A 10,017-nucleotide genomic window follows, 5' to 3' on the forward strand; every position below is an offset into this window, starting at 1 on the left:
GAAGGGGCTTGACGCGGTGGCGGAGCAGTCGATCCACGGGCCCTCGGGACCCGCCCTCGTGGGCGCGGGATGGTAGCCCCATCGGGGGGTCAGCCGCTATGCCCTTCCCGGTACTCGAGGGCCCGAACAGACTGGCGACGCCGGCACGCATTCATCCCCCACTCGATCCTGGAAGGGACAGACGATGTCGAACATCGATCCCGCTTCACCTCCGTTCGGAGACGGCGCCGCGAACTTCGGCGCGACCGAGACCCCCACCGACAGCGGGGCGCACGTCGCCCCCACGGACACGTCCTCCGGCTCCTCCACGGGCGGCACGGCCGACTCCGCGAAGGAGAAGGCGAGCGCCGCCGCGGGCACCGCCAAGGACCAGGCCGGCGCCGTCGCCGGCAACGCCAAGCAGGCCGCGAGCGAAGTGCTCTCGACCGGCAAGGACGAGGCCGCCAACGTGGTCCAGGAGGCCAAGGTCCAGGTCAAGGACCTCTACGACCAGAGCCGCACCCAGCTCACCGAGCAGGCCCACGCCCAGAAGGAGAACGCCGCCAAGGGCGCCCGCGCCTTCAGCGACGACCTGACCGCGCTGGCCAACGGCGAGGGCGGCAGCGACAACGCCGCCGCGAAGCTCGTCTCCCAGGCGGCCACCCGCGTGCAGGGTGTGGCCTCGTGGCTCGAGAACCGCGACCCGTCCGAGCTCCTCGACGACGTCCGCGCGTTCGCCCGCCGCCGCCCGGGTGCCTTCATCCTCATCGCCGCGGCGACGGGACTCGTCGGCGGGCGCCTCATCCGCGCCCTGACCGCCGAGGCGAAGGACGAGAAGGAGGCGACGAGCACCCGCACCGACGGGCCCGAGTTCGACGCCCCCGCCTCGACCACCGCGTACTCCGACGCCTCCGCGTACGACGCGCCCGTCGCGTCCGCCTACGGCACCGTCGGCTCGAGCTCCCTCGAGCGCGACTACGCGCCGACCGAGCCCGTCGCCGACCCGCTCGACGGCGGCTTCCCGAACGGCGGCCGGCTGTGACCGACCCGACGGGCGTCCACCGCTCGACGGAGACGCCCGACCAGCGGGCCGGGTCGACGTCGCTGGGCGATCTGCTCGGCGAGGTCTCGCGCGACCTCTCCACGCTGATCCGCCAGGAGATGGCCCTCGCGAAGGCCGAGCTCAAGGAGTCCGCCGGCAAGGCGGGCAAGGGAGCGGGCCTCCTCGGCGGGGCGGGCTACGCCGCGCTGATGGCCGTGCTCTTCCTCTCGATCGCCCTCTGGTGGGGCCTGGGCACTCTGATCGGCAACGGCTGGTCCGGAGTGGTCGTGGCCGTCATCTGGGCGATCGTGGCCGCGATCCTCTACGCGGTGGGCCGCAAGAGCCTGAAGCAGGTCGACGGCGCTCCCGAGACGGTCGACTCCCTCAAGAAGATTCCCGACACCCTCAAGCCGAACGGGGCAGGACGATGACGTACGACGCAGGACAGAACAAGACACCCGAGGAGATCCGGGCGGACATCGAGCGCACGCGCCTCGAGCTGGGCGGGGACGTCGACGCGCTGGCCGAGAAGGTCAGCCCGTCCGCCATCGCGCAGCGTCAGACCGACAAGGTCAAGTCGGCCGTGGGCTCCGTCCGCGACCGGGTGATGGGCTCGGCGCACGACGCCTCCGACTCGCTCTCGAGCGGTGCGGGCTCGGCGAAGGCCAAGGCCGAGGGCAACCCGTTCGCCGTGGGGCTCATCGCCCTCGGCGCCGGACTCCTCGTCGCCTCGCTCATCCCCGCCTCCAGCAAGGAGAAGGAGGCGGCGAGCCGCGTCAAGGAGCAGGCCCAGCCGGTCGTCGACAAGGTGACCGACGCGGCCAAGGAGGCGGCGAGCGAGCTCCGCGAGCCCGCGCAGCAGGCCTTCGCCTCCGTCAAGGAGACCGCGACCGACGCCGCGCAGAACGTCAAGGAGGCGGGCACCTCCGCCACTGACGACGTGAAGGACTCGGCCCGCGAGGCCAAGCACGCCGTCCAGGAGGACGTGCAGCACTGATCCGTCGGCGCTGACAGGGCGGTGGGCCTCCGGGCCCGCCGCCCTTCGTCGTGCCGCCGGGAATACACCGCCGCCCGCACTCCTTGCCCTCCGTATGCGATCGATCGTCTACTCCCGCACCGGTGACTCCTCCGTCCTCTCCCTCGTCGATCGGGAGGAGCGGGCGCCGGGCGCCGGCGAGGTCCGCGTCCGCGTCCTGGCGTCGGGCGTGAATCCGACCGACTGGAAGGCGCGCGCAGACGGCGACCTCGCGTTCGACGAGGTCGTGCCGAACCAGGACGGCGCCGGTGTCGTCGAGGCGGTCGGCGAGGGCGTCGAGGGCCTGGCCGTCGGCGACCGGGTCTGGATGTACCTCTCCGCGCACCGCCGCCCCACCGGCACCGCGCAGGAGTCGGCGGTGCTCGCCGCCGAGCACGTCGTGCGCCTGCCCGTGGGCGTCGGCACCGACGTCGCCGCGAGCCTCGGCGTCCCCGCGATGACCGCCCACCGCGCCCTCACCGTGCACGAGCACGGCCCCTCCCGCCTCGCGCCCGGCGCCCTCGCCGGCCGCACCGTCCTGGTCCAGGGTGGCGCCGGAGCCGTCGGGCACGCCGCCATCCAGCTCGCGGTCTGGGCCGGGGCGACCGTCATCGCGACGGTGAGCAGCGACTCCAAGGAGCGGCTCGCCCGTGCGGCCGGCGCGCAGCACGTGCTGCAGTACCCGGACGACGCTCTCGCCGACCGGATCCGCGGGCTCGCCCCTGAGGGCGTCCAGCACGTGGTCGAGGTCGCACCGGCTCAGAACGCCGCGCTCGACGTCGAGGTGCTCGCCAACCACGGCAGCATCGGGTACTACGCGAACAACAACGGCGACGAGTTCACCGTGCCGATCGTCGCGAGCTTCGCGAAGAACGCCCGCTGGCAGGGCCTGCTGCTCTACACCGTGGGCGAGGAGGCGCTGCAGGCCGCGGCCGAGGACATCACCGCGGCGCTCGTCGACGGCGCGCTCCCGGTGGGCGAGGAGGCGGGCCTCCCGCTGACCTGGTTCCCGCTCGAGGAGACCGCGGCCGCCCACGACGCGGTCGAGCAGGGAGCGACGGGCAAGGTGCTCATCCGCGTCGCCGACTGACCGGGAGGGCTCGCCTCCGATCGACGACCGGCTGGATCATCCCCGGAGCGGGGGTGAGCCCGGGACGGTCGAGCGGTCGGCCAGGCCGGCCACGAGCTCGGCGAGCGCCTCCTCGGCCGTGCGGGTCGGCGCCCAGCCGAGCTCGGCGCGGGCGCGCTCGGTCGACATCACCGGGACGTTGCCCGCGATGTCGAGCCAGCCCGCGTCGGTGCGCTGCAGGCGCAGGTGCCAGGTCGCCGAGACGACGGAGCGGAGCAGCCCGAACGGCACCGTGACCAGGCGGGCGCCGAAGGCGTGCGCCAGCCGCTCCGGAGTGAGGACCGGCTCGGCCGCGATGTTGAAGGCCCCGCCGGCGCGCCGGTCGAGCGCGCGCCAGAAGGCGTCGGCCACGTCGTCGGCGTGCACGCCCTGGAAGACGATGCTTCTCGGCAGCGGAAGGACCGGGATCCGGACCGCCTTCAGCCACCGCGTCGGGTAGTGGGGTCCGGCGAAGAGCCCGGCGATCTCGGTCGCCGCTCCGCGCTGGAAGACGAGCCCCGGGCGCAGGCGCGTGACGACGATCTCGGGGTGCCGCTCCTCGAAGGCGTCGAGCTGCCGCTCGTTCGCGGCCTTGTGGCGGCTGTAGGTCGAGGTGTGCAGGCCGCCCGTGGGCCAGTCCTCGGTCACCCGGATCGACTTCGGCGCCGCGCTGTAGGCACCCACGGACGAGGCGACGGCGACCTGGCCGACTCCCGCGGCGGCGACCGCCTCGAGCACGGCCGCGGTGCCTCCGACGTCGACCAGCCGCTGGAACGGCTCGTCGTGGCTGGGCTGCAGCGCCCAGGCGAGGTGGACGACGGCGTCGACGCCGGCGAAGGCCTCGCGGAGCCGCCGCGGGGCGACGCTCGACGCGAGGTCGATCTCGACCCAGCGCACGTCGCGGTACTCCTCCGAGCGGAGCCGAGGGGCCCGGCGGGCGATGCCTACGATCTCCTCCACCCCGGCCTCGCCGTGCAGGCGCCGCAGCAGGGCCGTCCCCAGGTTGCCGGTCGCCCCGACGATCGCGATCCGCATGGCGTCATCCCTCCGGGAGCGGCGCACGCCGGCCCCCTCCTCCGAGGCTAGGCAGGGGTGCCGCCGCGGAGGAGCCGCTTGACAGCGGGCACGACGGGACGCTCGGCGGGGACCGCCGGCGGCCGGCGGGGTGAATGCTCCTCCCCAGGGTGGATGCGGCCTAGACCACGGCGGGAGCGGGCGCATCCCCCCGCGCGGCCGGCCGCCGATCCCTAGCCTGGGACGATGCTGCCGACACCGCCCCGCCGCGTCCTCCCCGTGCGACACGAGGTCGAGGGCGTCACGCTGCGGACGGTCGACACCGGTCCGGCCGGAGCGGGCGCGGTGTTCGTCCTGATCCACGGGATCGGGATGTCGCACCACACCTTCTCGCCGCTCGCCGCCCGCCTGAAGCGGCACGGCCGGGTGATCGGCGTCGACCTCGCCGGCTTCGGCGCGAATGCGCGCCCGCGGCGGAGGGTCGGCCTCGAGGACCACGCGCGGCAGGTCGAGCAGGTCCTCCGCGGACTGGGCGTCTCGCGCGCGGTCGTCGTCGGGCACTCGATGGGGTCGCAGGTGGCGGTCGAGCTGGGGCTGCGCGCGCCCGGCCTCGTCGACGGCGCGGTGCTCATCGGGCCGGTGGTGGATCCGCAGCGGCCCGGAGCGGTCCGCCAGGGGCTCGCGCTGCTGCGGGACTGCCTCGGCGAGCCGGTGGGCGTCGACGCGATCCTGCTGGCCGACTACCTGCGCGGCGGCCTGCGCTGGTACCTGCGCCAGCTGCCCGAGATGCTGCGGCATCCGGTCCAGGTGCGCGTCGCCGAGCTGGAGGTGCCGGTCCTCGTCGCCCGCGGCCGCGACGATCCGATCGCCACCCGTGACTGGTGCGAGCGGCTCACGGCCCACGCGCGCGAGGGGCGGCTCGTCGAGTTCGCCGGCTCGCGCCACGTCGTCCCCCGCACCGAGCCCGGAGCGCTCGCCCGCGAGATCCTCCGCTTCGCCGCCGCGCTCGGCGAGAGGCCCGCCGCCCCGCTCCCCCTCCGGTCGGAGCCGGCCGCATGAGCCGGCTCCGGCGCCTGGTGCGCGACGCCGTCTGGTGGATCCGCGACTACGCCTACGCCGTCGCCTGGCAGGTGCGCGGCGTCCTCTCGCGCCGTGCCCCGGACGACTACCTCGACGGCGACCGGCGGCCCGTCGTGGTCCTGCCGGGGATCTGGGAGACCTGGTCCTTCCTCCGCCCGATCATCGATCCGCTGCACGAGCGCGGGCACCCTCTCCACGTGCTGACGAGCCTCGGCCGCAACGGCCGCCCGGTCGCCCGGACGGCCGAGGACGTGGCCGCCTACCTCGCCGAGCACGGGCTCCGCGACGTGGTGATCGTCGCCCACAGCAAGGGCGGACTGATCGGCAAGTACGTGATGACCGAGCTCGACCCGGACGGCCGGGTCGACCGGATGGTCGCCGTGGCGACCCCGTTCGGCGGCTCCCGCTACGCGCCCTACCTGGTCCTCCGGAGCCTGCGCGCCTTCTCGCCGCGCGACGCCACGACCCTGCTGCTGTCGAGCCGCTCCGGAGCGAACGCGCGGATCACGTCCGTGTTCGGCCTCTTCGATCCGCACATCCCCGAGGGCAGCATGCTCGAGGGCGCGGTCAACGTCCGGATCGAGACCGGCGGGCACTTCCGCATCCTGAGCGACCCCGAGACGCTCACCGCGGTCGTCACGGCGGTCTCGGCGGAGGAGCGCGCCGACGGAGAGGCGCCCTGACGACGGCGGAACCCCTGACGACTCCGTAGCAACCCGCGTCGCCGCGGCGGAACCCCCTGGCGCCTCCGGCCCGCGAGGCGGAGCGTGGAGCCATGCCCGCCTCCTCCACCGGCCCGACCGAGCTCCTCCTCGTCCGTCACGGCGAGAGCCTCGCCAACATCGCGGCGAGCGCCGCCGAGGCCTCGGGGGCGCACGAGATCGCCGTCGACCGCCGCGACCCCGACGTCGAGCTCTCCCCCGCCGGCGAGGAGCAGGCGCGCGCGCTCGGCCGCTGGCTGGCCGAGGAGGCGCGGCCCGCCTCCGCCTGGACGTCGCCCTACCGCCGCGCCTCCGCGACCGCCCGCCTCGCCCTCGGCGAGGCCGGCATCGACCTGCGGCTGCGCCCCGACGAGCGCCTGCGCGACCGCGACCTCGGCGTCACCGACCGCCTCACCTCCGCCGGCGTGCGGGCCCGGATGCCCGAGGAGGCGGCGCGGCGCGAGTGGCTCGGCAAGTTCTACTACCGGCCGCCGGGAGGCGAGGCCTGGACGGACCTCGCGCTCCGCATCCGCGCCTTCGTCGACCACCTCGCCGTCGCCGCGCCTCCCGGGCCGGCGATCCTCTTCTGCCACGACGCGGTCGTCCTCGTCCTCCGCTACGTCCTCGAGGGCCTCTCCGAGCACGAGCTGCTCGACATCGGCGCCTCGACGCCCGTCGCCAACGGCTCCGTCACCCGTCTCGTCCGCGACGGCGACGCGTGGCGCCTCGAGCTCTTCAACCGCACGTCCCACCTCGAGCGCTCCGGCGCCCCCGTCACCCGGCACGACGACCGAGCGGACGGAGAAGGAGACCCTCATGAGTGACCTCGTCTCCCGCGCCCTGCTCGAGCAGCGCTGGCCCCTCCCGGAGCCCGGAGGCTCGAAGCACTCCCGCGGCGACGTCGTCGTCGTCGGCGGCGCCCGCAAGACGCCCGGAGCCGCGATCCTCGCGGGGATCGCCGCGCTGCGGACCGGCGCGGGTCGCATCACGCTCTGCGTCGCCGAGTCGGTCGCGTCGGCCACCGCGGTCGCGCTGCCGGAGTGCGGAGTGGTCCCGCTCGCGGAGACGCGCACCGGCTCCGTCTCGGGCCGCGGGCTCGACGTCCTGGCCGGCGAGCTCTCCTCCGCCGACGTCGCCCTGATCGGACCCGGCCTGGACGACCCGCGCGCGACCGCCGCGACCCTCCGTGCCCTCGCTCCGCTCCTCTACGATGTGCCGGCCGTGCACCTCGACGCCTTCCCGCTCGGAGTCCTGCCCGGACAGCGCCGTCTCGCACGGAGGCTCGCGGGCCGGCTCCTGCTGACCCCGAACTCGGAGGAGGCGTCCCGGCTCCTCGGCGAGGAGGTCGACGACGTCGAGCGGGCCGCCCTCGCGGTCGCCGAGCGCTACGGCGCGGTGGTGAGCCTGTTCAACACGATCGCCTCGCCCGACGGCGACGCGGTGCGGATCGAGGGCGAGCACCCCGGGCTGGCCACCGCGGGCAGCGGCGACGTGCTCGCCGGAGCGACGGCGGGCCTGCGCGGGCGCGGCGTCGATCCGATGGGCGCGGCCGCGTGGGGCGCGTTCCTGCACACGGAGGCGGACACGCGCCTCTCCGCGCGGATCGGACCGGCCGGGTACCTCGCGAGCGAGATCCCGGGGGAGTTCCCGCGCGTGCTGGCGGGCTGAGCGGCGCGGGTGCGCTGAGGACGGCAGTCGTTCCGAGGCGGGCCGGCGGTGCGAGCGCCCCGGACCGAGCCGGCGGCGTGAGCGGCGGCGATCACCGTGACCGCGGCGTCGACCTCAGTGCGCGACGTCGGCGACCGAGAACGCCACTCCCGGCGTGATCAGGATCGAGGTCTCGCGAGGCTCGCCCTCGCCCTGGTTCACCGTGATCCAGCGCGACGCGGAGCCGTCCAGGGCGCGGTCGATGCTCTCGCGCACCTCCGCGGCCGACGTCTCGCTCAGGCTGAACGGCGCTCCGCCGTAGATGATCTCGACGCGCTTCACAGCATGCTCTCCTCGCTCTGACGGGCGGTCCCGTGGGGCTCCTCGCTGATCCGCAGCCCGTGCGCCGTGTGCGAGTCGGCGAGCAGCTGTCGGATCCAGTCCGGGTTGATGTTCGGGGCACGGCCGCCGTGGTACTTGAAGCGCAGCGGGATGGCGGGGTGCAGCCAGATCGACGTGCGTCCGTCGCCGACCGCCTGCGAGTCCTTCCACGAGAAGTAGAAGGACTCGTTGCGCGCGAGCTTCGAGCCGATCACGATCTGCAGGTGCGCCAGCAGACGGTCGTCGAAGTCGGCCTCGAGGGTCGAGTCGTAGATCAGTCGCCCCATCAGGCGGTTCTCCGTTCGGGAAGTCGCCCGTCCGCGAAGGATCGGGCGGAGTCGTGAGTGTCGATCCTACCGGCGCCCCGGATGCTCACCAGGAGTCGTCCTCGCCGTGGAAGTGCGGGATCTCGGTGTCGACGGCGGAGAGGGGCCCGGCGCCGCCGTCCTCCTCGGCCACGGGGTGCGAGACGCCCAGGCGGGCCGTCTCGCGGGTGAAGCGCTCGACGAGCTCCTCGTCGAGCAGCTCCTCGGCTCCGTCGTCCTCGGACTCCGAGAACAGCTGGCTCGCCGGTCCGATCAGCAGCGCCGCCCGTCCGGGCCGGCCGGACTCCTGGCGGATCGGGATGTCGACCGTGATCGACCCCTTGGTGAGCGCCAGCGCCTCCGCGTAGGCCAGCAGCGACCGCGCGATGGCGGTACCCGTCAGCACGGAGCTGCCGGCGTAGTGGATGCGTTCCATGCCTCCTTCCTACTCCTCGGGCGGCCGCCCGGTCAGCGGTTGCGCGGTCGAGGCGGGGAGCGCTAGCGCCGCGTCGATCCGGCGGTCGAGCGCGTCGCGGACGGCCGGCCACTCGGCCGCGAGGATCGAGTGGACGGCCGTGTCGCGCCACGAGCCGTCGGCCCGCCGCTGGTCGTGGCGGAGCACCCCCTCGAACACGGCGCCGAGACGGAGGATCGCGGCCCGCGAGCGCGCGTTCACCGCATCCGCCTGAAGCTTCACCCGCTCGTAGCCGCTGTCGAAGGCGAGCCCGAGCACCAGCCGCTTCGCCTCCGGGTTCACGACGGTGCCCCACGTCTCGGGCGCGTAGGCCGTCCAGCCGAGGTGGGCCGCCTCGCGCGTCTCGTCGAAGTCGGCCAGCGAGGTCGTGCCGACGACGCGCCCCTCCTGCAGCACGGCGAACGGCAGGCCCGTCCCCCAGGGGTAGTAGCGGTCGACGAAGGCGCGGAACTCCTCCGGGGTGCCGGGGAGGCCGGACGGTCCTCCTCCGTAGCCGCCGGCGAACACCTCCGGACGCCCGATCGCCCGCCCGAGCGGCTCGACGTGCTCGACGGCGAGCGGCTCGAGGACGATCGAGCGGCCGACGAGCGTGACGGGACCGGGGCGGCGGGGACTGCTCATGCGATCAGTGTGGGGCACCGTGCCAGCATGGCTCCATGAGCACCGCCGCGCTGTTCGAGTCCGCCGCCGCCGCCCTCGTCGGCCTGCTCGCGCAGGTGCGGGACGACCAGTGGGAGCAGCCGGGGCTCGGCGTCTGGGACGTCCGCGGCCTCGCGGGCCACGCGTCGCGGGCGGTGCTGACGGTCGAGGCGTACCTCCTCGCTCCGGAGCCGCCCGAGCCGACCATCGAGGACGCGCTCGACTACTACGCCGCGCTGGCCGGGAACGTCGCCGACCCCGTGGCGGTGGCGCGGCGCGGGGTCGAGGCGGGGCTGCTGCTCGGCGACAGGCCGGCTCAGGCGCTGGCGGAGGCGGCGGGCCGCGCGGTCGAGCTGGTCGCCGCTCAGCGTCCCGGCCGCCTCGTCGCCGTGGGCGGCCACGCGATCGAGCTGGACGAGTACCTCCGGACCCGGCTGCTCGAGCTGGTCGTGCACACGCTCGACCTCTCGCGCGCCACCGGGATCCCGCACGTGCTGCCCGCCGAGGCCGTCGAGGCGTGCTGCGCGCTGACCGGCGGGCTGGCCGCTCGAGCGGGACGCGGCGAGGAGCTCCTGCTCGCGCTGAGCGGGCGGGAGCCCCTCGCCGCGGGGTTCTCGGTGGTGTGAGGGCG

At 74.7% G+C, this 10,017-nt stretch carries 14 protein-coding genes; 9 read left to right on the forward strand and 5 right to left on the reverse strand.

Translation table 11 applies throughout. The features are described 5' to 3' along the window. Positions 1 to 184 precede the first annotated feature (184 nt). From C5D36_RS17130 to C5D36_RS07570, 4 genes are all read left to right on the forward strand, one after another. On the forward strand, positions 185 to 1,021 hold the full coding sequence (locus tag C5D36_RS17130) for a hypothetical protein (protein ID WP_104295549.1): 837 nt from the start codon (positions 185 to 187) through the stop codon (positions 1,019 to 1,021). Next, on the forward strand, positions 1,018 to 1,452 hold the full coding sequence (locus C5D36_RS17135; RefSeq protein WP_104222767.1) for a phage holin family protein: 435 nt from the start codon (positions 1,018 to 1,020) through the stop codon (positions 1,450 to 1,452). The genes C5D36_RS17130 and C5D36_RS17135 overlap by 4 nt, the downstream gene beginning before the upstream one ends. Beyond that, positions 1,449 to 2,018 carry a DUF3618 domain-containing protein gene (locus C5D36_RS07565; protein WP_104222768.1) on the forward strand — a complete coding sequence of 190 codons (570 nt, stop codon included), beginning with the start codon at positions 1,449 to 1,451 and terminating at the stop codon, positions 2,016 to 2,018. Before C5D36_RS17135 ends, C5D36_RS07565 begins: the two co-directional genes overlap by 4 nt. Positions 2,019 to 2,112: 94 nt before the next feature. Beyond that, a complete protein-coding gene (locus tag C5D36_RS07570) occupies positions 2,113 to 3,126 on the forward strand; it encodes an NADPH:quinone reductase (RefSeq protein WP_104295550.1) in 1,014 nt (337 codons plus the stop codon). A 36-nt stretch (positions 3,127 to 3,162) separates the two neighbouring features. Here C5D36_RS07570 and C5D36_RS07575 read toward each other — a convergent pair whose 3' ends face one another. Beyond that, the gene (locus tag C5D36_RS07575) at positions 3,163 to 4,179 is read right to left on the reverse strand and encodes an NAD-dependent epimerase/dehydratase family protein (RefSeq protein ID WP_104295551.1); all 1,017 of its coding nucleotides are present in this window, start codon (positions 4,177 to 4,179) and stop codon (positions 3,163 to 3,165) included. A gap of 225 nt (positions 4,180 to 4,404) precedes the next feature. Between C5D36_RS07575 and C5D36_RS07580 the strand changes: the two genes are divergently transcribed. The 4 genes from C5D36_RS07580 to C5D36_RS07595 all read left to right on the forward strand — a co-directional run bounded on the left by C5D36_RS07580 (position 4,405) and on the right by C5D36_RS07595 (position 7,607). Then, positions 4,405 to 5,217 carry an alpha/beta fold hydrolase gene (locus C5D36_RS07580; protein ID WP_104295552.1) on the forward strand — a complete coding sequence of 271 codons (813 nt, stop codon included), beginning with the start codon at positions 4,405 to 4,407 and terminating at the stop codon, positions 5,215 to 5,217. Next, complete coding sequence (locus C5D36_RS07585) at positions 5,214 to 5,921, forward strand: triacylglycerol lipase (RefSeq protein ID WP_104239324.1); 708 nt, start codon at positions 5,214 to 5,216, stop codon at positions 5,919 to 5,921. Before C5D36_RS07580 ends, C5D36_RS07585 begins: the two co-directional genes overlap by 4 nt. A 92-nt stretch (positions 5,922 to 6,013) precedes the next feature. Next, positions 6,014 to 6,763: a histidine phosphatase family protein gene (locus C5D36_RS07590; RefSeq protein WP_104295553.1), complete on the forward strand. Its 750-nt coding sequence runs from the start codon at positions 6,014 to 6,016 to the stop codon at positions 6,761 to 6,763. Then, on the forward strand, positions 6,756 to 7,607 hold the full coding sequence (locus C5D36_RS07595) for an NAD(P)H-hydrate dehydratase (protein ID WP_104295554.1): 852 nt from the start codon (positions 6,756 to 6,758) through the stop codon (positions 7,605 to 7,607). Before C5D36_RS07590 ends, C5D36_RS07595 begins: the two co-directional genes overlap by 8 nt. Positions 7,608 to 7,721: 114 nt before the next feature. On the opposite strand, the gene C5D36_RS07600 is transcribed toward C5D36_RS07595, so the two are convergent. The 4 genes from C5D36_RS07600 to C5D36_RS07615 form a co-directional block, all read right to left on the reverse strand. Further along, positions 7,722 to 7,928, reverse strand: a complete 207-nt coding sequence (locus C5D36_RS07600; protein ID WP_104222775.1) for a hypothetical protein — start codon at positions 7,926 to 7,928, stop codon at positions 7,722 to 7,724. Continuing rightward, positions 7,925 to 8,254, reverse strand: a complete 330-nt coding sequence (locus C5D36_RS07605; RefSeq protein ID WP_104222776.1) for an ATP-dependent DNA ligase — start codon at positions 8,252 to 8,254, stop codon at positions 7,925 to 7,927. Before C5D36_RS07605 ends, C5D36_RS07600 begins: the two co-directional genes overlap by 4 nt. An 85-nt stretch (positions 8,255 to 8,339) precedes the next feature. Continuing rightward, positions 8,340 to 8,708, reverse strand: coding sequence for a hypothetical protein (locus C5D36_RS07610; protein ID WP_104222777.1), 369 nt, complete (start codon positions 8,706 to 8,708; stop codon positions 8,340 to 8,342). Between the two features lie 9 nt (positions 8,709 to 8,717). Continuing rightward, complete coding sequence (locus C5D36_RS07615; protein ID WP_104295555.1) at positions 8,718 to 9,368, reverse strand: GNAT family N-acetyltransferase; 651 nt, start codon at positions 9,366 to 9,368, stop codon at positions 8,718 to 8,720. Between the two features lie 35 nt (positions 9,369 to 9,403). On the opposite strand from C5D36_RS07615, the gene C5D36_RS07620 reads away from it, so the two are divergent. Then, entirely contained in the window at positions 9,404 to 10,012 is a 609-nt protein-coding gene (locus C5D36_RS07620; RefSeq protein WP_104295556.1) for a maleylpyruvate isomerase N-terminal domain-containing protein, read from the forward strand. Positions 10,013 to 10,017 lie beyond the last annotated feature (5 nt).

The sequence above is a fragment of the Rathayibacter sp. AY1C6 genome (assembly GCF_002931535.1).
Lineage (GTDB): Bacteria > Actinomycetota > Actinomycetes > Actinomycetales > Microbacteriaceae > Rathayibacter.

What these genes read in the sequence shown, in the direction of transcription:
- C5D36_RS07570 (WP_104295550.1), top strand. Translation starts at nt 2,113, where the DNA reads ATGCGATCGATCGTCTACTCCCGCACCGGTGACTCCTCCGTCCTCTCC.
- C5D36_RS07610 (WP_104222777.1), bottom strand. Translation starts at nt 8,708, where the DNA reads ATGGAACGCATCCACTACGCCGGCAGCTCCGTGCTGACGGGTACCGCC.
- C5D36_RS07580 (WP_104295552.1), top strand. Translation starts at nt 4,405, where the DNA reads ATGCTGCCGACACCGCCCCGCCGCGTCCTCCCCGTGCGACACGAGGTC.
- C5D36_RS07590 (WP_104295553.1), top strand. Translation starts at nt 6,014, where the DNA reads ATGCCCGCCTCCTCCACCGGCCCGACCGAGCTCCTCCTCGTCCGTCAC.
- C5D36_RS07595 (WP_104295554.1), top strand. Translation starts at nt 6,756, where the DNA reads ATGAGTGACCTCGTCTCCCGCGCCCTGCTCGAGCAGCGCTGGCCCCTC.
- C5D36_RS07605 (WP_104222776.1), bottom strand. Translation starts at nt 8,254, where the DNA reads ATGGGGCGACTGATCTACGACTCGACCCTCGAGGCCGACTTCGACGAC.
- C5D36_RS07565 (WP_104222768.1), top strand. Translation starts at nt 1,449, where the DNA reads ATGACGTACGACGCAGGACAGAACAAGACACCCGAGGAGATCCGGGCG.
- C5D36_RS07575 (WP_104295551.1), bottom strand. Translation starts at nt 4,179, where the DNA reads ATGCGGATCGCGATCGTCGGGGCGACCGGCAACCTGGGGACGGCCCTG.
- C5D36_RS07585 (WP_104239324.1), top strand. Translation starts at nt 5,214, where the DNA reads ATGAGCCGGCTCCGGCGCCTGGTGCGCGACGCCGTCTGGTGGATCCGC.
- C5D36_RS07620 (WP_104295556.1), top strand. Translation starts at nt 9,404, where the DNA reads ATGAGCACCGCCGCGCTGTTCGAGTCCGCCGCCGCCGCCCTCGTCGGC.
- C5D36_RS17130 (WP_104295549.1), top strand. Translation starts at nt 185, where the DNA reads ATGTCGAACATCGATCCCGCTTCACCTCCGTTCGGAGACGGCGCCGCG.
- C5D36_RS07615 (WP_104295555.1), bottom strand. Translation starts at nt 9,368, where the DNA reads ATGAGCAGTCCCCGCCGCCCCGGTCCCGTCACGCTCGTCGGCCGCTCG.